The following is a 20,249-nucleotide window of genomic DNA, read 5'->3' on the forward strand; positions in this document are numbered from 1 at the left end:
GACAATGGTTCAGCAGCTCAATCTTTTTGAAAGCCGTTCCCAGGAGAAACTGCGGGATTTTGCCCCGTTGGCCGAAAGACTGCGCCCCACCTGCATCGACGACTTTGTGGGGCAGCGCCACCTCCTGGCGGAGGGCAGGATCCTGCACCGCCTCCTTCAAACCCGAAAGCTCCAGTCTTTGATATTCTGGGGGCCTCCAGGGTGTGGCAAAACGACTCTGGCAGCGATCATCGCTCAACACACCGGAACGCACCTCGTATCCCTTTCCGCCGTCATGGCAGGCACGCGGGAAATTCGGGGCGCCGTGGACGAAGCGTTGAGTGTTTGGGGCCGGGAAAAGAAGCGCACCTGGCTCTTCATGGATGAAATCCATCGGCTGAACAAAGCGCAGCAGGACACGCTCCTCCCGCACGTGGAAAACGGGACCCTGCTGCTCCTGGGAGCCACGACGGAAAATCCCTCCTTCGAGATCATCCGTCCTCTCCTTTCGCGGGCTCAGGTCCTTGTCCTGGAGCCCCTTGGGGAGGAAGACCTCCGGGCGCTCATTGCACGCGCCTTGGCGGACCGCGACAAAGGGTTGGGAAGCTATCCCGCAAAACTCTCGCAGGAAGCCGAAGACTACCTCCTGGCCGCATCGGGCGGCGACGCACGCATTGTCCTCAACGCGCTGGAAACGGCGGTTCTCACGGCACCCCCCACCGGGGAAGGGTCCGTCAGGGTGATCGACCTGCAGATGATGCAGGAATCGCTGCAGCGTAAGTCCGTCCATTATGACAAAGGAGGGGAGGAGCATTTCAATCTCATTTCCGCGCTCCACAAGAGTGTACGGGGGAGCGACCCCGATGCCTCTCTCTACTGGCTGGCGCGGATGTTGAGCGCCGGTGAGGACCCCCTGTACATTGCTCGGCGCCTGGTGCGCATGGCTTCAGAAGACATCGGCCTGGCGGAGCCGGATGCCCTGATGGAGGCCATGGCAGGCATGCAGGCGTATCAGTTGCTGGGAAGCCCGGAGGGGGAGCTGGCGCTGGCCCAGGTGACCGTCTATCTGGCGCTGGCTCCCAAGAGCAACTCCCTTTACACCGCCTTCAGGAAATCCAAGGAATACGCTGAAAAAACAGGAACCTACCCGGTGCCCCTCCATCTTCGCAACGCCCCCACCACCCTGTTGAAGGAGCTGGGGTATGGCCGGAAATATCGCTACCCCCACGATGACCCCACCGGATGGGTGGAGGAGGTTTATCTTCCGGAACCCCTGAAAGAGACGGTCTTTTACCAGCCGACAGCGAGGGGCTGGGAAGGGAAATGGCGCCAGCTGCTGGCTCGGCGACGGCAAATGGTTCAAAAGGGAGTATGAAGACACCTTTTTCTCACAGCAGGCAAACGTTGGATGGGGGAGCGCCCTTTCAACTGGTCAAGTATGTCTCCTTGTCGAGCCTCATGGTGATTCTCGTCTGTACCTTTTTTCTGTCGGGTTTTATTTCAGAAAGAGTCAAAGATATCCTCTATGAAAAGAGTGTGCAGTATGCTTCGCTGGTGGGAGAAAATCTCAATCACCAGGTTTTCTTCCAGTTCACGCTTCCCACTCTCATCAGTGACGGGGAAATACGGCTCAGCCGGGACAGCCAGTACGAGCGTCTCGACAAGGTCGTGCGGAATACCATCCATGGCTTTTCCCTCGAACGCGTGAATATCTACGACACGCAGCAGGTGCTCACTTACAGCACGGAATTCGAGAAGGTCGGCACCAAGGGCAATCTTGCCGATGTCTTCGATCGCGCTCTGCGGGAGGAGTCGGTTTCCATCCTGGTGAGCGAAAAAAAGTCCTTCCTGGGGATCATCAAATGGAAGGGGGGCGTACGCAAGCTCAAAACCTATTTTCCCATGTGGGAAGAAAAGCCCATGAGCTGGAAGAGGGGCAAGATCCTGGGGGTATTTGAAATCATCCAGGACATCACGTATGATTACACCATCATCCACCGTTTTCAGCTCATCGTCCTCCTGAGCTTCCTCGCTTTTGTGGGGGTCGTCTTTGTGACGATTCTTCTTTTCGCCGGGAGAGCGGAAAAAATCATTGCCGCCCGATCCAATGAGCAGAGAAAGCTGGAAGATCGGCTCCACCAGGCGGAGCGGCTCGCAGCCCTGGGGGAAATGGTGGCCGGTGTGTCCCACGAAATTCGAAATCCCTTGGGGATCATCAGGAGCTCGGCGGAGCTGCTGCATAAACGCATCGAAAATGAGCGGGAGAAGCGGTTCACATCCATCATCGTGGAAGAGGCCACGCGGCTCAACGGCATCGTGACGGAATTTTTGGATTTTGCACGCCCGAAGACGATTCGTCCGGTTCCCTGCCACATCGAGGATATTCTGGACCGCAATCTTCAGACCCTGGAGCCTGAATGCATCAAGCTGGGAGTCTCGGTGGAAAAAGACTACCAGAGCGGGTTTTACACCCTCGAGGCTGATACGGACCTGCTCTACCGGGCCTTTTTTAACCTCATGGCCAACGCTCTGCAGGCCATGCCAGAAGGGGGCACCTTGCGGGTAAAGTCTTCCCTCATCGCCAATGCCAAGCGTCCGACGGAGATGGAAGTCCGGGTAGAGGACACAGGGGTGGGGCTCCCCAGGGAACTTCTGAAGAAGATTTTCAACCCGTTTTTCACCACCCGGGAAAAGGGGACGGGGCTGGGGCTGTCCATCGTGCAATCCATCATCGACAGCCACAACGGATACATCGAGATCGAGAGCACCGAGGGAAAGGGGACGGTCATCGTCATTCGACTGCCCTTGTCTCAGCCGGTGAGAAAAGAAGAGAAAGTAACAGCGGTGCAGTTGTCATGAAGAATATTTTGATTGTAGACGACGAGAAAAACTATCTGCTGGTCCTGGAAGATCTCCTGGAGGAGGAAGGATATCGCGTACTGACGGCCGATTCAGCCCTGAAGGCGTTGGAGATTCTTCAGGAGAGCGATCTGGATGTGGTGATCACCGATATGAAGATGCCCGGGATGGATGGGATGGCTCTGCTGGATGCCGTCCACTCCCTGAATCCGGATCTTCCCGTCATCATGATGACCGCCTTCGGTTCGGTGGAGCGGGCTGTGGAAGCCATGCGGAAGGGGGCTTTCGACTACATTTTGAAGCCCTTCCAAAACGATGAGCTGAAGCTCACCATTCGCAAGGGTATCGAGCACTACCAGCTTGTCTGCCGGAATCGATATTTGACGAAGGAACTGCAGGAAAGATACAGCTTCAGCAGCATCATCGGCAAAAGTGCTCCCATGCAGCGCATCTACCAGCTGATCGAGAAGGTGGCGCCCACCAAGGCCACGGTGCTCATCACGGGGGAATCGGGAACGGGGAAGGAATTGATCGCCCGGGCCATCCATTTCAACAGCACCCGACGAGATCAGCCGTTCATCTCCGTCAATTGCGGAGCCCTGCCCGAAACCCTCCTGGAGAGCGAGCTCTTCGGCCACGAAAAAGGGGCGTTCAGCGGTGCCATCCAGCAACGGAAAGGCCGTTTTGAAATGGCCCACCAGGGGACTCTGTTCCTGGATGAGATCAGTGAAATGTCCACATCACTGCAGGTAAAGCTGCTGCGAGTCCTGCAGGAGATGGAATTCGAGCGGGTAGGGGGGAGTCAGACCGTTCGGGTGGATGTCCGGGTCGTGGCCGCTTCCAACCGAAAACTGAAAGAAGAGGTGGCCATGGCTCGATTCCGCGCCGATCTCTTCTATCGACTCAACGTGGTTCATGTGGCTCTTCCTCCCCTGAGGGACCGGATCGATGATATCCCCCTGCTCGTCACTCACTTTCTGGAAAAATACGGGAAGGAAAGCAATCGCAGCGGCATCGGGATGGATCCTGACGCCATGAGGGTTCTACTGGAATATCCCTGGCCCGGAAACGTGAGAGAATTGGAAAATATCGTGGAGCGGGCCGTGATCCTTTCCAACGGGAAGCAGATCACTGTCAAGGATCTGCCCGCAGACGTGCGGGAGCCATTGCAGGGGAATTCCTCCGTCCCTCGGCAGGAAGAAGGGGAAGCGCCGGAGGAGATCCACTCCATGGACCTCGGGGAAGATCTGCCGCCTCTGGAGCCTGGAGAAAGGCTTCAGTCATCCGGCTTGAAGCCCAGGCAAATGAAAGCCATTGAATTCTTGAAGGCACATGGTTTTATTACCAATAAATACTATTCTCAGATGAACAAAATTTCCGAACGTCAAGCGCTGCGGGAACTGAATGAAATGGTGGATGGAAATGTATTGAATAGAACGGGAAAGGGACGGGCATGCCGTTATCTTTTAGTCAATGATTCAATCGATGATTCAGGCTTTGAGGAATGAAATTCATTCCCTATCATTGTGGATCCTGCAAAAAATACCCTGCCAAAAAAGCGATTCCTGCCACGAAGATATGCTTTAAATCGCACGGTTGTTTTAAATGTTGACTTGTATATAAAATATATTCATAATTTTTCTTATGAAATGTTGAAATTCCGTGTTGGAGTTTGCACTATTGATACGGACTTTTTATTTCAATGATGGGTTCAGGATGTATACATAAGGAGGATATTCATGACAAAAAAACTGTTGGAAATTGCTGCTGATATTGTCCAGGTACAGGCTTCTTCCGGGCAGATGAGTGCGGAACAGGTGGAGACGGCTCTCATCAAGACCTTTACGACCCTCCAGCGCATGCAAAGGGCTGAAGAGGAAGGGACGGCTCTGGACTTGCTCAAAGGACATGAAGACAGGGGCGTTGAAGAGCGAGCGCCCGAAAAGACCGATCCAAAAGAATCCATTCAGGAAGACAAGGTGATTTGCCTGGAATGCGGCGCAGCCATGAAGCAACTGACGGCCAAGCATCTCCTTGCCCACGGTCTGACTATCCGTGAATACAAGCAAAAATGGGGATTTCCCTTGAAGCAGTCACTTTCGGCGCGCGCTCTGTCCAAGGCCCGCAGCAAGGCGGCGAAAAGGCGGGGATTACCTGAAAACCTCGTGAAATACCGGGAAAGTCGCAAGCTGATGAAGAGCGGGGAAAGCTTGATGGATGCTTCGCCGCAAGGAGTTCCCGCTGAAGAGCCCGCGCCCGTCGGAGCAAACAAAAAGAACGGCCCCAATTCGTAACGGTGAGGGAAGGGGGGAGCTGCAAAACCCAGGCAGTTCCCGCCTTTTTCATCTGCACAGGAAGAGAAATTTTAAGGGGAGAGTGCCTTTATCAGGAATTGCTCGATGCTGGAGGGACTCACCTCGGGAAGCTCTTTTTTCAATTTGTTCAGGGGGAGCTCCGCTCTGGCCATGGATTGATGCCCGCCTGCACATCCGATGTCTCCGAGAGCCTGTCGAACGATTTTGCCGGCGTCTTTCCCGGCGCCCCCGTTTCGGATGACGACGATGAGGGCACCTTCGTATATGCCGGAAATGACGCTCCAGGAAATATCATGAATTTTCAGAAAAAATTCTGCGATCAAAACGAGGATGTCGGAGCTGGGGACTTCACCGAGATGAGCGAAGATGCGGTCCTTGATGATCTGTTTGTGCTCGACAGCCTCCTGGAAGAACTTGAGATCCCCCAGCGTTAAATCGGAAATTTCAATTTTCCTCAGCACGTTGCGATTGGCCAGTGGAAAAAGATAACGGAAGGCCGCAATATCATCCACGATGGTGTGGCGCTCGAAATTGCGCGTGTCTGTTTTGATGCCGTACAGGAGCGTTGTCGACAGGGATTTGGACGGCTTTATTTTTGCTTCCCTCAGATATTCCGTCAGCATCGTGGCCGTGGATCCATATTCCGGGCGTATGTCGACAAAAGGCGCGTCGATTTTGCCATCCTCAAGGGGATGATGGTCGATGACCACGTCGTAGTTGAAATGACGGAAGAATTCATTATGGGTCGGTTGCCCGTCCACGACGGCAACCTTGTCGAACGGCTGCAGCTGGTTCTTGTCGAGGATCACCAGGGGAAGGTTCAAAAGACGCACCATGGTGATGTTGTTGAGGCGCCTCATGGGGCGGATCATGCCGACGGTGACGGACTGCACCTTGTGCCAGAGGAGCCGCTTGAGGGCCAGTGCTGAACCGATGGCGTCCGGGTCCGGGTCGATGGTGATGAGGACCGAATCTTTCGTGTTGAAAACGGAAAAGAGCTCTTCAAGGTTTTCCTTGCGCGTTCTCTTCTTGGCCGGAGTCTTTGATTCGGTGGATGGCACTGGTGCTTTTTTCATAGCATGGCCATGGGAGTGTGAGGGAGTGAGGTGGAAAAAAAAGGGCGGTCGAACCGCCCTGCATTGCATTTTTTGATGGAGCGGGAAACGGGATTTGAACCCGCGACTTCAACCTTGGCAAGGTTGCACTCTACCGCTGAGTTATTCCCGCTCAGCACAGGAAGAGTTAATACTTGAGACGGTCTTGAATGTCAAGGCGAAAAACGGAAAGTCAGTGTTTTTGTTTTAGTGACCGATAAGATATATTATGTAAACTCAAATGCCATGAGCATTGGGAGGTCTCCCCTGCATGACTGCGCAGTACATGCCCAAAACCCTGGCCAAGACTCTCACCTATCTCCTCACGGTGGCTCCCGGGGAGCACGGACTCTTCTGGAGCCCCGATGGAACCATGCCGTGGAAAGAGCTCTACTGGACGCTCCAGGAAGATGAATCCCTCCGGTATGTGCGAGAGATGCACCTGAAGGAGATCGCATACCTCGGAATCGAGCTTCCCGTCATGGTGGACGGCAGTCTCCTGCGCCTCAAAGAAGGCATTCTCGTTCCGGTTTATCCTCCCGTTCAGGAGCCGCCCGAAAGACTCTACCATGCCTGCCGGCGAAAACAGTACCTCACGGCCTCCAGGAATGGCTTCGTGCCCGCCGGTCGGCCTTTCATACCCCTCAGCTCAGACAAGGGGCTGGCCCTGCGGCTGGGTTCCCGGAGGGATCCCGAACCGCTCCTGGTGGAGATTTTCGCCGCCCGGGCGGCTTCGGAGGGCATCGCCTTTCTACAGGCGGGACCGACGCTCTTCCTCGCCGAAGCCCTTCCGGTGCAGTACCTGCTCTTCCCCCCCGTGCGGGAGGATTTTCTAGCGAAAGCCGCCGCCAGGAGTAAGGTCAGAAGCGAAGCCAGGAGCGAGAGGGTTCAATCTTCACCCACACCGGGGTCTTTCTTCATGGATGTGGGCCATTTTCAGGAAAGTGCTCCGGGGGGAGGACTCCAGGGGAAGGACGGGAAAAAAGGCAGGAGAGGTGCCGAATGGAAGCGGGCGGCACGCAAGGAGCGCAACAAGCGCAATGTGTAGAAAGGGGGAGATTGCCCCCCCCAGGGGGGTTACCGCGTGGATTCTCCCCCGAGATAGGCCGCCTGCACTTTGGGGTTGGCCATCAGGGCCTGGGAAGAGTCTTCCAGAACGATATTTCCAAGCTCCAGGACGTAGCCGCGGTGAGCCAGCCGAAGGGCTGCCCGGGCATTCTGCTCCACCAGCACAATCGTGACTCCTGATGCGTTGATTTCCCGGAGCGTCTGAAAAATGGCTTTGACGAGTAGAGGCGCCAGCCCCAGACTGGGCTCATCCAGGAGAAGGATCTTCGGCTGGCTCATGAGGGCCCGCCCGATGGCGAGCATCTGCTGCTCTCCCCCGCTCAGAGTGCCCGCCAGTTGTTGGCGCCGCTCGGCCAGTACGGGAAAGAGCTCGTAAATCCATTCCTGTGTCTTCTGTATGGCGGCGGCATCCCTGCAAACGAAGGCACCGAGGTTGATGTTCTCCTGGACCGTGAGGGTTCCAAACACGCGCCGGCCTTCAGGCACCTGAGCAATGCCCCGTTTGACAATGTCGTGTGCCGGCAGCTTGTGGATGGAAGTCCTGTCAAAATAGATGGCTCCGGCTCCGGCCTTCACCAGACCGCTCAAGGTCAAGAGGGTCGTCGACTTCCCTGCCCCGTTGGCTCCGAGGATGGTGACGATCTCCCCCTCCCCTACCCTCAGGTTGATGCGGTGAAGCACTTCGATGTTTCCGTACTTGACGACCAGGTCCACAACTTCCAGCAGTGTCTTGTTATCCATCTTCCGTACCCAGATAGGCTGCGATCACGCGCTCATTGCGCTGGATTTCCTCGGGCGATCCCTCGGCGATCTTGGAACCGTATTCAAGGACGACGATTTGCTCGCACACCCGCATGACAAGACTCATATCATGCTCGATGAGCAGAACCGTGATGCCCATCCCCCGGATGCGCTCGATGAGGGAAACCAGTTGGGCCGTCTCGTTTTCATTCATACCTCCCGCCGGTTCATCGAGCACCAGCAGTCGCGGCTCGGTGCCGAGAGCCCGCGCAATTTCCAGGAGACGCTGGTTCCCGTAAGAAAGGTTTTTGGAGAGATTTTCGGCCTGGTCCCGCAGCCCCACAAAGTCCAGCGCCTTGAGAGCCCTGTCTATGGCGGCCCTTTCCTCCCTCTGCTGGCGGGGAAAATGAAACATGGAGGATAAAATCCCGGATTTCATGCGGCAGTGGCATCCCGCCAGGACATTCTCGAGAACGGACATGTTCTGAAAGAGTCGGATCGTCTGAAAGGTTCTGGCAATGCCCAGGGAAACGATGCGGTGGGTGGGAAGGCGAAGGAGGGAGGCCTGTTCGAAGGAAATCGCCCCCTGATCCGGTTGATAGATTCCCGTGATGAGATTGAAGACCGTCGTCTTTCCCGCTCCGTTGGGACCGATGAGCCCAACCACGCTCCCCTGCTCCACGTCAAAGGAAACATTGTTCACCGCCGTGAGGCCGCCAAAATTCTTGGTGAGCCGCTGGATGGAAAGAAGGCTCATGCTTTGCGCTCTCCTTCCACCGTTTCGAAGAGGTCGTAGGAGCGGGGGCGCGGAGGAAGAATCCCCTGGGTGCGAAAAATCATCATGGCCACCATGGCCGCCCCGAATACCAGCATGCGTGCGCTGGCGAACTCCCGAAACAGCTCCGGAAGTCCCACAATGAGGGCAGCGCCCAGCAAAACTCCGAAGATGCTGCCGGAGCCGCCCAGGATGACGATGGCGAACATGAGAACGGATTCCCAGAAAGTGAAGGATTCAGGTGAGATGATGGTCATTTTGGCCGCATAAATGTTGCCCACCATCCCCGCCCAGGCCGCGCCCAGCACAAAAGCAGCCAGCTTATAATGGGCGGTGTTGATGCCGCTCCCTTCGGCAGCGACTGCATCTTCCCTCAGAAAATTGAGGGCACGGCCGAAGCGTGAGTATTCCAGGAGATGAAACAAAAAGATCGTCAACAGCGTAAAAACGAGAATGAGATAAAAAAAATGTGTCGGGGTCCGGAGGGTCAATCCCAGGATCGAGGGGCGGGAGATCCCGAAGATGCCGTTGGCTCCACCCGTGATGCCGAAAATATTGTTGATGAGTGCGATGCGAACGATTTCACCGATTCCGATGGTGACAATGCACAGGTAATCCCCTCTCAGGTGGATGATGGGACGGGCGATGACCAGTGCAAACAGACCTGCCGTGAGGGCACAGAGGGGAAGCAGCCACAGGACGGGAATATGAAAATGGGTATTGAGGATGGCTGCCGTGTAGGCACCGACGGCGTAAAACGCAGCGTGCCCCAGGTTGAAGAGGCCCGAGTGCCCCACGATGAGGTTCAAGCTGAGTCCGAGAATGGCATAGATGCCGATGCTGTTGAGTACGTCCACCCAGTAGGAATTCAGGAAAAGCGGCAGCAGCCCCAGAATTGCCAGGAAGACGGCACCGAGCACGTTTTTTCTATGGATGCTCATACCTTTTCCGCCACTCGCTCCCCCAGGAGTCCGGTGGGCCGGACAATGAGGATTAAAATCAGGACCAGGAAGGCGATGGCGTCCTTCCAGGCAAAGGAAAGATAGGCGGCTCCCATGGCTTCGATGACTCCCAGAAGGATTCCTCCCACCATGGCGCCGGGTATGTTGCCGATGCCTCCCAGAATTGCGGCGGTGAAGGCTTTCAATCCATACCCCCATCCCATGGTGAAGTTCACCTGGCCATAGTAAAGGCCGACCATCAAGCCCGCGGCCCCCCCCAGGCTCGGCCCGAGCATGAAGACCAGCAGGATGACGCGGTTGACATCGATTCCCATGAGGCGTGCGGCTCCCTGGTCGATGGCCGCAGCGCGTATGGCGGTTCCGATCCGTGTTTTCTGGATGAACAGGTAGAGTCCCGTCATCATGATGAGGGAGACGCAGAGCACCAGGATGCGCACGAGGGGAATATCGAGACCAAACAGGTGAAGGACGGTTTTGGGCAGGATATTGGAGGGGTAAACCAGGAGGCGGGCTCCGTAAATGAGCATCACGGTATTCTGCAGAAAAATGGATGCACCCAGAGCGGACACCACGGCGGAGAGTCGCGGTGACTCCCTCAGGGGGCGGTAGGCCACTCGGTCCAGGAGCGCTCCCGCCAGAGCGACGAACCCCATGACCATGACCGCGAGGATGAGGACTCCCCAGACAGGCCCCAGACGGTCGGTGAGGCTCATGGAGGTGAGAAGCGTCAAACCCAGGTAGGCCCCAAGAGTGAATAGATCGCTGTGAGCGAAATTGATCAACTTGAGCACGCCGTAGACCATCGTGTAGCCCAGGGCAATGAGAGCGTAAATGCTCCCCACCGCCAGGCCGTTTGTCAGTTGTTGAAAGAATTGCTCCATAAATGGTTTGTGCCCAGGTGCGATTCGATTCAAAGGGTGAAGGAGAAAAAGCAACAGGGTGGGTTGCGCGGCGCCAACCCACCCCGAGGACCATCAGCCGCACGCAAGAAAGGGAATGAGACGGCATTCCTTTCTAGGGCTGCAGAATGAACTGTCCCTCTTTGTTGACTTTGTAGACACGGTAGACTTCACCCACGCGGTCGCCCTTTTCGTTGAAGGAAATCTTCCCCGTCAAGCCGGGAAAGTCCTTCAAATCCTTGTGCAGATAATCGGCGATTTTGTCGGGGTCCGTGGATTTTGTCTGTTCCATGGCATGAACAACCACGCGGAAACCGTCGCCCGCCAGAACGGGATAGATGGAGTTGGGCGGGTGTCCGTATTTCTTGGTGAAACCCGCAAGAAAAGCCTTGGCTTCCTCGGAGGGCAGATCTTTGGGCAGAGGGGCGCTCAGGAAGTAGAACCCTTCTGCGGCATCGCTCCCGGCAATCTTCACCAGGTCGGGATTGTTGGTGGCATCTCCACCCATGAACCCGACATTCCAGTTCATTTCCTTCTTTTGCTTCAGCATGAGCCCCGCTTCCCCATAGTAGCCCGTGAAGAAAACCAGGTCGGGCTGAGTTTCCTTCAGCTTGGTGAGAATGGCGGTGTAGTCTTGCTCTTTGGGCGTCAAAGCATCGAAGAAAACGATTTTCAGGTCTTTAACTCCATCCAGCAGGGTCTTGGTCTCGTCGGCGAGTCCCTTGGCATACGTGCTGTTGTCGTGCAGGATGGCGAGCTTTTTTACTCCAAGCTTTTGGATGGTTTGGGCCGCCACTTTCGCTTGTTCATCGTCGCGGGGGCAGGTGCGGAAAAAGTACTTGAGGCCCTTTTCCGACAGGCGGATGGCGGTGGAACCGTTGGCCACCTGGATGATTTTGGCTTCGTTATAGATGTTCTGAGTTGCTTCCGTCACTGCCGAACCGTAAGTGCCGATGACAGCGGCGATGCCCTGGGTCGACAATCGTTGAGCCGCCAAGGCCGCCGTGCGGGGGTCTCCGCCGTCGTCTTCGCTCACGACCTCGATCTTACCGCCCAGCACTCCCCCCTTGGCGTTGTATTCTTCCGCCAGGAGATCGAGCACCTGCTTCATTTCAGCTCCTTCGCTGGCCCATGAGCCGGTCATGGGACCCATGAGTCCGATTTTGGCCGACTGTGCCGTGTGAGCTGTTCCCAACATGAGGGATAACGCCAGGGCAAAATAAAGCAACTTTTTCATGAGACCCTCCTCTTTGAAATGGTGCCGTCGTCTTACGTTAAATGGTGAAAAAAAGAAAGGTTTCCCCCATTTGGGGGCTTCTCCCTAGAAGTATGCGGAAAATAACAGAGAATCGATTTTCTGTCAACGCATAGCTCCTCCATGCGGTGTACCGTGACCATATTTTTAGTTTTTTTTTGCAGTCAGTGACTGTCTAAAAATTCGTTTGCTCATCGTTCCGGCTTGAAGCATCCCGCACAACGGCGGGTTGTAAGTGTTGGAAAATATCTCTTCGCGTGCGGAGCAGACTACAGGAAGGATTGCATTTCCAGAAAGAGTTCATAGAAAAAGTGTGTCGAAGATAAACCCTGAGGCTTGAAGCAAGGAGGATACATGAGCTCCGAACTGGAAACCAGAATTGTGGAAACGGGTCTGAGACTCTACGACCTGATGGAAGGTGAATCCCCGTCCGTGTTCAGAAAAGACTATTGGACGGGAAAAATGATGGAATGGTGCATGAGGGATGAGGCCTTCAAGATCGAGATGTTTCGGTTTGTGGATGTTTTTCCCTATCTCACCCGCACCGAGTCCATCGCCGGCCATCTTCAGGAGTATTTCTCACGCCCCGACCTGAACCTTCCATCGACCCTCCAGTGGGGAATGAAATTCGTTTCGCCGTCCTCCCTCACCGCCAAAATGATTGCCAGGAGTGTCGCCGGAAACATTTCATCCATGGCCGGACAGTTCATCGTGGGCTCCAGCGCTCAGGACGCTCTCAAGAAACTCGAGCGGCTGCGCACCCAGGGGATGGCTTTCACGGTGGATCTCCTGGGCGAGGCCGTCGTATCCGAAGCGGAAGCCGACACCTATCTGGAGCGCTACCTGGAGCTCTTGGACATCCTGGACGGCGCTCAAAGGGGATGGGCTCCGTTGGGCGGCGAGGCCTCGGGCGGGGATTGGGGGGGTGCCCCCATGGTCAACCTTTCCGTCAAGGCTTCGGCCATGTATTCACAAATGGACCCCGTCGCTTTCGAGCACTCCATCGATCGGGCCAAGGATCGGCTCCGGCCGCTGTTTCGCAAGGCCATGCAAACAGGGGCCTTTGTCTACCTTGACATGGAGCACCGGGCCATCAAGAATTTGACCCTGTCCCTTTACAGGAGCCTCATGGAGGAGGCGGAATTCCGTGACTATCCCCACACGGGGATTGTCATCCAGGCGTACCTGCGCGACAGCGGCGCCGACCTGGACGACCTCATCGAGTGGGCCAGGAAGCGGAATGTTTCCTTCACGGTACGCCTCGTGAAGGGGGCCTACTGGGATTCAGAAGTCATTCACGCGCGCCAGAACCACTGGCCCATCCCCGTTTTCACGCGTAAACAGGAGACCGACGCCAATTTTGAAAAGCTCGCCCGCACCATTCTCGAGAATCACCCATGGGTGCGCCTGGCCTGTGCTTCCCACAACATCCGGTCCATCGCCTGCGTCGTGGAGACGGCCAAGGCGCTGGAAACGCCCCCGGACCGGGTGGAATACCAGGTGCTCTACGGCATGGGAGAACCCGTGCGCAACGCCCTCAACAAGGCGGGCCTTCCTGTGCGGCTCTACACTCCCGTGGGGGACATGATCCAGGGAATGTCGTACCTGGTTCGCCGACTTCTGGAAAACACCGCCAACGAATCTTTCCTCCGCCAGAGTTTCGCACAGCACCTGTCGCGTGAGGATCTTCTGCGCAATCCATTGGATATCCTGAAAGACCTTCCCACGGCTTCGCCCGAGGCATCGGAGTCTCGCGAGGGCCGGCAGCGAGGCCCCTTCCAAAGCGAGCCCCTGCTGGACTGGAGCCAGGCCGAAACCAGGACGCGCTTCGAAGAAGCTCTGAAAACCCTCCGCGGGCAGTTTCCGTTCAAGGTTCCTCTCGTCGTGGAAGGCAAGCCGGTCTTTACCGAAAAGCAAATCCGCTCCACCAACCCCAATGCAGCTCATGAAATCGTTGGACTTGTTGCATCCGGCAGTGAAGCAGAAGCTGAAAACGCCGTGCTGGCGGCGAAGCGTGCCTTCCCCGGTTGGCGGGACACCGCCCCGGAATCCCGCGCCGAATATCTTTTCAAGGCGGCTCAGGTTGCCCGCAGGATGCGCTACGAGCTTGCTGCCCTCCAGGTTTATGAAGTGGGCAAAGCGCGCGATGAGGCTGACGCCGATGTCTGTGAGGCCATCGACTTTCTGGAATACTACGGGCGGGAGATGCTGCGCCTGGGCATCCCCCGGCGCATGGGGGATGTACCGGGGGAGATCAGCCAGCTCTTCTATGAGCCTCGTGGGACGGCTGTCGTCATCGCGCCGTGGAATTTCCCCCTGGCCATTTCCATGGGAATGGTTTCGGCGGCCATCGTGACGGGAAACACGGTCGTATACAAACCGGCCTCTCAGTCGCCGGTGATCGGCTCCATGGTTTCCAGGATTTTCGAGGAGGCGGGTCTGCCGGCGGGGGTGCTGAACTTCCTGCCCGGTCCGGGCGAGCTCGTGGGCGACAGACTGGTGGCGCATCCCGAGGTGGCTCTCATCGCCTTCACAGGGAGCAAGGAAGTGGGGCTGCGCATTGTGGAGCATGCTGCACGAAGGGACCCTCGAGCCGGTGCCGTCAAGCAGGTCATTACCGAGATGGGTGGGAAAAACGCCATCATCCTGGATTCGGATGCGGACCTGGACGAGGCCGTTGTGCACGTTCTCCATTCGGCCTTTGGCTACCAGGGGCAGAAGTGCTCGGCATGTTCCCGGCTCATCGTCCTCGAAGAAAATTACGAACGGTTTGTGGATCGGCTCAAAGCGGCGGCGGAAAGCCTCAACCTCGGGTCGCCCGAAGATCCCCAAAACGTCGTCGGGGCAGTCATTGACGCATCGGCACAGAGGAAAATCATGGAGTATATCGAGATCGGAAAGCGGGAAGGAACCCTCCTGCTGGAGCGCCCAATCCCCGGGAACGGAGGCCATTTTACGTCTCTGGCCATTTTCACGGGCATTCTCCCTGAACATCGACTGGCCCGGGAGGAAATTTTCGGTCCCGTTCTTGCCGTCATGAAAGCCCGGGACTTCGAAGAAGCCCTGACCCTGGCCAACGATAGCTCATATGCCCTGACCGGCGCCGTTTTTTCCAGGAGCCCCGCGAACATCGCCCGCGCAACACGGGAATTTCGTACAGGCAATCTCTATATCAACAGGGGGTGCACCGGAGCGGTTGTCGGACGCCATCCCTTCGGCGGCTTCAAACTGTCGGGAATGGGGTCCAAGACGGGAGGACCGGATTATCTGCTTCAATTCATGGTTCCCCGAAACGTTGCGGAAAATACTCTGCGCCGCGGCTTTGCGCCTCTGGATGTCTGATCTTCGGGGAAATGGGGGAGCGTGAGAGGCAGGGGTTGGGTAAAACGCCCTTTCGTCATTCCGGCGAGCTCCAGGCGGGAATGACGAGCGGCGGTTGGGGACGCATTGGTGTGTACCCGGGCGGTGGATGCTTGTATCATGCAAGGCGTTTCAGATGACGATAGTCCCCTTCCTGGTAGAGGGAATATTTCACTCCCTGAAATTCGAACTGGTCATGATACCCAAAGGGCAGGCCCAGGTCCTGGGCCGTGGAGATGCTCTCCAGCAAAAAGGAAAGGACCATGGCGTATTCCTCCAGCCCTCCAAGAACGTCGGGGGAATCGATGGTGATCTCCTTCACGCTGAAGAGGTCTTTGAGACCGTCCGTTATGAATTGCCCTCTTTCCTTATCATAGACCAGGGACACGGTCTGATGAGGCTTCTTGCTGTTCTGGATCTGAAGCAGCACGCTTTTTTCTGCTTGGGTCTGCAGTTCCATCATGATCGCACACCTTCCCTTTTCGACATCGTTGTGTAGTGAATCGTCACCTTCTGCATTCATTTGCTGTAGTCAAAAAAATAATATCAGAGAGACCTTCCTGCATCAACCGGGTTAAGACTCGGGCAAGCAATAAAAAAAGCGACGGTCGTTTCCCATGAAATGACGAAAACGGGATCAAACAGGTGCGCCTCGGGGAGAATGAGGCGTCAATCCGCGACGACACGTTGGAATACCGTGCCATACAGACCTTGTAAGCCCTGCCTCCATGGAATATTGTTCCGCCGCCGGAAGATTTTTTTCAACAGCATGATGAATCAGGAGCAAAGTTCATGGCCTTGGAGCACCTTTCACCACCCCAACAGGCGGCCGTCTGTTATGTTGCCAGCCCCACCATTGTCACCGCGGGAGCAGGCAGTGGAAAAACCCGTACCCTCACCCATAAGATCGCTCACCTGGTGAATGACCTGGGATATCACCCCGAAAGAATCCTGGCCATCACATTCACCAACAAGGCGGCGGCTGAGATGAAAAGCAGGCTGCAGCGAGCCACTCAACGGCCCGCCGGCGATTTTCCCTGGGTCAGGACCTTTCACAGCGCTTGTTTTAGAATCCTCAAAGTCCACTGCGAGCTCCTGGGGTACCAGAAGCCCCTCCTGATCCACGACGATTCCCAGCAGAAAAGTCACCTCAAGAAAGTCCTCGCCGACTTGAACCTGGACAAGAAATTTCTCTACGGAGCGGGGAGCATGATTTCCCATGCCAAGAATTCGGGAGATCCGCAGAAATTTCTCAATATCCACGGAAAGCTGCCGCGCAAGCTGGAAATCTACCGCAAGTACAATGAACTGCTGGAACAGAACAATTCCGTGGACTTCGACGACATCCTCCTCCTCACGCGGGACCTCATGCAGAAATTTCCCGACATTCGAAAACAGTACCAGGAGTCCTTCGACTATATTCTCATCGACGAGTTCCAGGATTCCAACGACATTCAGAACCAGATCATCGATATGCTCCTGAGGGACGGCAATCTCACCGTCGTGGGAGACGACTACCAGAGCATTTACAAGTTCAGGGGCGCCGACCCGTTCCATTTCATCAATTTTCCCCAGAAGTACAATAATGCCCGCGTCTTCAAGCTGGAGGAAAATTACCGTTCCACGGCCGAGATCGTCGCGGCATCCGATGCGCTGATCGCCCACAACGCTCAGCGCATGGAAAAGACCTGCTTCAGCAGGCGCCAGGGAGACCCCGTGCACATCAAGATTCTCCCTACCGAAGAAGCCGAAGCCCTCTGGGTGGCAAGAACGTGCTGGGAATATGCGAGCTACAAGAAAATCCCCCTGGAAGAGATCGCCATTCTCTATCGGACAAAATTCACCTCCCTCCCCTTTGAACGGGCGCTGCGCTCCCAACGGCTCCCTTATACCATGGTGGGGGCCCAGGGGTTTTTCCAGCGCAGGGAGGTACAAGACCTGAATGCCTACCTCATTTGCGCCGTCAATCCACGGGACGACGTCTCCTTCGAGCGCATCATCAATGTTCCCAAACGGGGCATCGGGCCGGGAGCCCTCAAAAAGATCTTCGCGGCCAGGGAGCGGGATATGTCGCTCCAGGATGCGTGCCGCAAGGCGGTGCGTGAGAACCTTTTGCCCAAGAAGGCTGTGGCGGAGCTGGGCAGGCTGCTGTCATTTGTCGAAGCCATCGCCCGGGAGCGGCCCGACACGGCCTTGAGAAAAGTCGTCATGGAAATGGATTACGGCGAATATATTCAGTCCATTGCGGAAAACGAGGAGGATGTGGTGAGCCGCATGGAGAACATCAAGCAGATGATCTACGATGCGTCTCAAAAGGGCAGCATTGCGGACTACCTGGAAGATGCCGCCCTCATCCGGGACGATCAGGATGCAGCGGACAAGAAGCACGGCATCCGCCTTTCCACCATCCATGCGGCCAAGGGGCTGGAATTCAAGGTGGTATTTGTCGTGGCCCTCGAAGAGAACATCCTGCCTCACGGGCGATCCTTCGATCTAAAGGACGAGGCAAAGCACGACGAAGGCATCGAGGAAGAGCGGCGCCTCATGTATGTGGCCATGACCCGTGCTTCGGACCTTCTCTATCTGACGGCCGCCCTGACGCGCAGGGGGGAGCCAGCCGTTGAAAGCCGTTTTCTTGACGAAATCCCCGAGGAGTATCTCGCGCGGTGAGCCTGTTTTCTCCTGCTCATGACGGCAAGACGTGTATTTTTATTTTTGACATTTCATAGAATACTCCGTAGGATGTCAGCACTCAGAATTAGTACCACTAATAGGCTCCATCCTCAAAACGCCCTTCGGCAAAAACGTTCCTGATGAGGTTCCAACTCATGGCTGCATGGAAAAACAACAGATGGAAGATCCTGGCGGGGATATTCGTGCTGGCTGTCGCGGGAGGGCTGTTCGTGAGCTTTGGTCCTCCTCAGTTACTGGCCAAAACGGAGACTCCGCTCTTCTGCTCCTCGTGCCATGTCATGCAGTCCCAGTATGAGGCATGGATTCATGTGGGGGCACACCGCACCATCAAATGCGTCGACTGCCATCTCCCTCATAAAAACATGGGCGTGTATTATGTTTGGAAATCCATCGACGGCATGAAGGACATGATCGTTTTTTATTCGGGGCAGGCGCCGGAAATCATCGAGATCTCCAACCGTCAACAACGGGTCGTGCAGTCCAACTGCATCCGCTGCCACGAAGCCCGTGTCGAGATGATTGACCAGGAGCGCAATTGCTGGGAATGCCATCGCTGGCTGCAGCACAACCTGGCCGGCGTCCGCATCACGAATTAGGTCACAGTGTTCTAATCCATTACATACGTAGACAAAGAGGAGTTGGAGATGTTGTGGGGAAAAAGCATGCTGGCTGTTTGCCTGGGGGTAGCCCTGGTGATGGGACTTGGAGGCTGTGAGAAACCCAAGCCGGTGGCGGTGCAGCCTGTCACGATCCCGGATGGTGAGATCAACCCGGTGATCTGGGGAAAAGCCTATCCCGAAGAGTACGAGTCGTGGAAGAAGACGGAAGAGCCCGTGAGTGCTGACAGGAGCAGATACAAGAGGGGCATGGTCGGCAGCGGTCGGGTTACGGTGGACAAGCTGTCCCAGTTCCCTTATATGGCGCTTTTGTTCAACGGCTGGGGCTTCGGCGTGGAGTATAACGAACCCAGGGGCCATGCATACATGATTCGGGACCAACTGGAAATCGACGCCTCCCGCCTCAAATCCGGCGGCGTCTGCCTGAGCTGCAAAACGCCCTACGCGCCTTCCCTTCATAAGGAGTTGGGTACAGACTATTTCCGAAAGCCTTTCAAGGAAGTCCTCGACAAGATTCCTGAGCCCAATCGAACCCTTGGGGTGGCCTGCATCGACTGCCACGACAACAAGGATTTGAGCCTCAGGATTTCGCGCGGATTCACCCTGCTGGAAGCCTTCAAAGTCATCGGCACCGACCCGGCTACCCTGACACGACAGCAGATGCGTTCCGCCGTCTGCGGACAATGCCACGTCACCTATGCCATTCCAAAGGATGCCGAAGGCAAGTCCGTCGGCCTTTACTTCCCCTGGCAGAAGAGCAAATGGGGAGCCATCACCATCGAAAACATCATTCAGCAGCTTCGGACCGACCAGACGGTCAAGGAATGGAAGCAGAACGTCACCGGGTTCAAGCTGGCCTTTATCCGCCACCCGGAATTCGAGTTCTGGACCAACAACAGTGTGCATTACAAGGCCGGCGCTTCCTGTGCGGATTGCCACATGCCTTACAGTGTTGTCGGGGTCAAGAAGATTTCCGATCACCGTGTCATGAGTCCTGTTCAGGCAGACATGAAGGCCTGTAAGCAATGTCATGCCGAAAGCTCCGACTGGTTGAAGGAGCGTGTCTTCTCCATCCAGGATCGGACAGTTTCCCTCATGAACCGCGCGGGCTATGCCACGGCCACCACCGCCAAGCTGTTTGAAATCGTCCATAAGGCCAAAGAATCCGGGAAGCAGATCGACGAAGAGCTCTACGCCAAGGCGAAAGACTTTTATGAAGAAGCCTTCTACCGTCAGCTGTTCATGGGGGCGGAAAATTCCGTCGGCTTCCACAATCCGCCGGAAGGTCTGCGTATTCTCGGCGATTCCATCGCTTTCGCCACCAAGGCCGAAGGCTACCTGCGGCAGCTCCTGGCCAAAGTGGATGTTGATGTCCCCATCAAAGTGGACTTGGAGCTCAAGAAGTACCTGGACGATCGGGGTGAGAAAAAGCTGAAGTTCGATCCGTCGCTGGAGTTCAAGGATCCCATGGGAATTCAAGAGAAATTCTAGGAGAAACCTTGTCATCCCGCCCCGGGCGGAGCAGCAGGGCATAAGGAACAAAAAAGCCCTCCGGTCTGGAACCGGAGGGCTTTTTTTATGGGAGGCTCTTGCCGTCAACGTTGTTGGCTTAACGTCACCCAGGTGAAAAC

16 protein-coding genes and 1 tRNA gene are annotated in these 20,249 nt (G+C 56.0%); 9 read left to right on the top strand and 8 right to left on the bottom strand.

The features are described from left to right. Window positions 1-4: 4 nt before the first annotated feature. The 4 genes from MWC30_RS18310 to MWC30_RS18325 all read left to right on the top strand — a co-directional run bounded on the left by MWC30_RS18310 (window position 5) and on the right by MWC30_RS18325 (window position 5,132). The gene (locus MWC30_RS18310) at window positions 5-1,354 is read left to right on the top strand and encodes a replication-associated recombination protein A (RefSeq protein WP_244085677.1); all 1,350 of its coding nucleotides are present in this window, start codon (window positions 5-7) and stop codon (window positions 1,352-1,354) included. Beyond that, window positions 1,351-2,838, top strand: coding sequence for a nitrogen regulation protein NR(II) (locus MWC30_RS18315; RefSeq protein ID WP_244085652.1), 1,488 nt, complete (start codon window positions 1,351-1,353; stop codon window positions 2,836-2,838). Before MWC30_RS18310 ends, MWC30_RS18315 begins: the two co-directional genes overlap by 4 nt. After that, window positions 2,835-4,346: a sigma-54 dependent transcriptional regulator gene (locus tag MWC30_RS18320; RefSeq protein ID WP_244085653.1), complete on the top strand. Its 1,512-nt coding sequence runs from the start codon at window positions 2,835-2,837 to the stop codon at window positions 4,344-4,346. The genes MWC30_RS18315 and MWC30_RS18320 overlap by 4 nt, the downstream gene beginning before the upstream one ends. 231 nt (window positions 4,347-4,577) lie before the next feature. Beyond that, window positions 4,578-5,132, top strand: coding sequence for a MucR family transcriptional regulator (locus MWC30_RS18325; protein ID WP_244085654.1), 555 nt, complete (start codon window positions 4,578-4,580; stop codon window positions 5,130-5,132). 71 nt (window positions 5,133-5,203) lie between these two features. Here the strand turns inward: MWC30_RS18325 and MWC30_RS18330 are convergent, their stop codons facing one another. Beyond that, window positions 5,204-6,229, bottom strand: coding sequence for a bifunctional oligoribonuclease/PAP phosphatase NrnA (locus MWC30_RS18330; protein ID WP_244085655.1), 1,026 nt, complete (start codon window positions 6,227-6,229; stop codon window positions 5,204-5,206). A 76-nt stretch (window positions 6,230-6,305) separates the two neighbouring features. Beyond that, a tRNA-Gly gene (locus MWC30_RS18335) sits at window positions 6,306-6,380 on the bottom strand. Between the two features lie 138 nt (window positions 6,381-6,518). Here MWC30_RS18335 and MWC30_RS18340 point away from each other — a divergent pair. After that, window positions 6,519-7,295 (top strand): hypothetical protein, encoded by a 777-nt coding sequence (locus tag MWC30_RS18340; protein WP_244085656.1) that lies wholly within the window; start codon window positions 6,519-6,521, stop codon window positions 7,293-7,295. A 29-nt stretch (window positions 7,296-7,324) separates the two neighbouring features. Here the strand turns inward: MWC30_RS18340 and MWC30_RS18345 are convergent, their stop codons facing one another. From MWC30_RS18345 to MWC30_RS18365, 5 genes are all read right to left on the bottom strand, one after another. Continuing rightward, complete coding sequence (locus MWC30_RS18345; protein ID WP_244085657.1) at window positions 7,325-8,056, bottom strand: ABC transporter ATP-binding protein; 732 nt, start codon at window positions 8,054-8,056, stop codon at window positions 7,325-7,327. After that, complete coding sequence (locus tag MWC30_RS18350) at window positions 8,049-8,813, bottom strand: ABC transporter ATP-binding protein (RefSeq protein ID WP_244085658.1); 765 nt, start codon at window positions 8,811-8,813, stop codon at window positions 8,049-8,051. The genes MWC30_RS18345 and MWC30_RS18350 overlap by 8 nt, the downstream gene beginning before the upstream one ends. After that, window positions 8,810-9,772 (bottom strand): branched-chain amino acid ABC transporter permease, encoded by a 963-nt coding sequence (locus MWC30_RS18355; protein ID WP_244085659.1) that lies wholly within the window; start codon window positions 9,770-9,772, stop codon window positions 8,810-8,812. The genes MWC30_RS18350 and MWC30_RS18355 overlap by 4 nt, the downstream gene beginning before the upstream one ends. Next, a complete protein-coding gene (locus MWC30_RS18360) occupies window positions 9,769-10,674 on the bottom strand; it encodes a branched-chain amino acid ABC transporter permease (protein WP_244085660.1) in 906 nt (301 codons plus the stop codon). The genes MWC30_RS18355 and MWC30_RS18360 overlap by 4 nt, the downstream gene beginning before the upstream one ends. Window positions 10,675-10,807: 133 nt before the next feature. Next, on the bottom strand, window positions 10,808-11,929 hold the full coding sequence (locus tag MWC30_RS18365) for a branched-chain amino acid ABC transporter substrate-binding protein (protein ID WP_244085661.1): 1,122 nt from the start codon (window positions 11,927-11,929) through the stop codon (window positions 10,808-10,810). 372 nt (window positions 11,930-12,301) lie between these two features. Between MWC30_RS18365 and MWC30_RS18370 the strand changes: the two genes are divergently transcribed. After that, on the top strand, window positions 12,302-15,289 hold the full coding sequence (locus MWC30_RS18370) for a proline dehydrogenase family protein (RefSeq protein WP_244085662.1): 2,988 nt from the start codon (window positions 12,302-12,304) through the stop codon (window positions 15,287-15,289). Window positions 15,290-15,425: 136 nt separating this feature from the next. Here the strand turns inward: MWC30_RS18370 and MWC30_RS18375 are convergent, their stop codons facing one another. Beyond that, window positions 15,426-15,770, bottom strand: a complete 345-nt coding sequence (locus MWC30_RS18375) for a hypothetical protein (RefSeq protein ID WP_244085663.1) — start codon at window positions 15,768-15,770, stop codon at window positions 15,426-15,428. Window positions 15,771-16,099: 329 nt separating this feature from the next. Between MWC30_RS18375 and MWC30_RS18380 the strand changes: the two genes are divergently transcribed. From MWC30_RS18380 to MWC30_RS18390, 3 genes are all read left to right on the top strand, one after another. After that, entirely contained in the window at window positions 16,100-17,977 is a 1,878-nt protein-coding gene (locus MWC30_RS18380) for an ATP-dependent helicase (RefSeq protein ID WP_244085664.1), read from the top strand. Window positions 17,978-18,135: 158 nt separating this feature from the next. Continuing rightward, window positions 18,136-18,597 carry a cytochrome c nitrite reductase small subunit gene (gene nrfH / locus MWC30_RS18385; protein ID WP_244085665.1) on the top strand — a complete coding sequence of 154 codons (462 nt, stop codon included), beginning with the start codon at window positions 18,136-18,138 and terminating at the stop codon, window positions 18,595-18,597. Window positions 18,598-18,696: 99 nt separating this feature from the next. Then, complete coding sequence (locus tag MWC30_RS18390; RefSeq protein WP_368860887.1) at window positions 18,697-20,109, top strand: ammonia-forming cytochrome c nitrite reductase subunit c552; 1,413 nt, start codon at window positions 18,697-18,699, stop codon at window positions 20,107-20,109. The last annotated feature ends 140 nt before the right edge of the window (window positions 20,110-20,249 follow it).

It is taken from the genome of Desulforhabdus sp. TSK (genome assembly GCF_022836495.1).
Taxonomy (GTDB): domain Bacteria; phylum Desulfobacterota; class Syntrophobacteria; order Syntrophobacterales; family Syntrophobacteraceae; genus Desulforhabdus.

Bases quoted from the DNA above. Each gene is read 5' to 3' on its own strand.
- MWC30_RS18310 (WP_244085677.1), top strand. From the start codon at position 5: ATGGTTCAGCAGCTCAATCTTTTTGAAAGCCGTTCCCAGGAGAAACTG.
- MWC30_RS18315 (WP_244085652.1), top strand. From the start codon at position 1,351: ATGAAGACACCTTTTTCTCACAGCAGGCAAACGTTGGATGGGGGAGCG.
- MWC30_RS18320 (WP_244085653.1), top strand. From the start codon at position 2,835: ATGAAGAATATTTTGATTGTAGACGACGAGAAAAACTATCTGCTGGTC.
- MWC30_RS18325 (WP_244085654.1), top strand. From the start codon at position 4,578: ATGACAAAAAAACTGTTGGAAATTGCTGCTGATATTGTCCAGGTACAG.
- MWC30_RS18330 (WP_244085655.1), bottom strand. From the start codon at position 6,229: ATGAAAAAAGCACCAGTGCCATCCACCGAATCAAAGACTCCGGCCAAG.
- MWC30_RS18340 (WP_244085656.1), top strand. From the start codon at position 6,519: ATGACTGCGCAGTACATGCCCAAAACCCTGGCCAAGACTCTCACCTAT.
- MWC30_RS18345 (WP_244085657.1), bottom strand. From the start codon at position 8,056: ATGGATAACAAGACACTGCTGGAAGTTGTGGACCTGGTCGTCAAGTAC.
- MWC30_RS18350 (WP_244085658.1), bottom strand. From the start codon at position 8,813: ATGAGCCTTCTTTCCATCCAGCGGCTCACCAAGAATTTTGGCGGCCTC.
- MWC30_RS18355 (WP_244085659.1), bottom strand. From the start codon at position 9,772: ATGAGCATCCATAGAAAAAACGTGCTCGGTGCCGTCTTCCTGGCAATT.
- MWC30_RS18360 (WP_244085660.1), bottom strand. From the start codon at position 10,674: ATGGAGCAATTCTTTCAACAACTGACAAACGGCCTGGCGGTGGGGAGC.
- MWC30_RS18365 (WP_244085661.1), bottom strand. From the start codon at position 11,929: ATGAAAAAGTTGCTTTATTTTGCCCTGGCGTTATCCCTCATGTTGGGA.
- MWC30_RS18370 (WP_244085662.1), top strand. From the start codon at position 12,302: ATGAGCTCCGAACTGGAAACCAGAATTGTGGAAACGGGTCTGAGACTC.
- MWC30_RS18375 (WP_244085663.1), bottom strand. From the start codon at position 15,770: ATGATGGAACTGCAGACCCAAGCAGAAAAAAGCGTGCTGCTTCAGATC.
- MWC30_RS18380 (WP_244085664.1), top strand. From the start codon at position 16,100: ATGGCCTTGGAGCACCTTTCACCACCCCAACAGGCGGCCGTCTGTTAT.
- nrfH (WP_244085665.1), top strand. From the start codon at position 18,136: ATGGCTGCATGGAAAAACAACAGATGGAAGATCCTGGCGGGGATATTC.
- MWC30_RS18390 (WP_368860887.1), top strand. From the start codon at position 18,697: ATGGGACTTGGAGGCTGTGAGAAACCCAAGCCGGTGGCGGTGCAGCCT.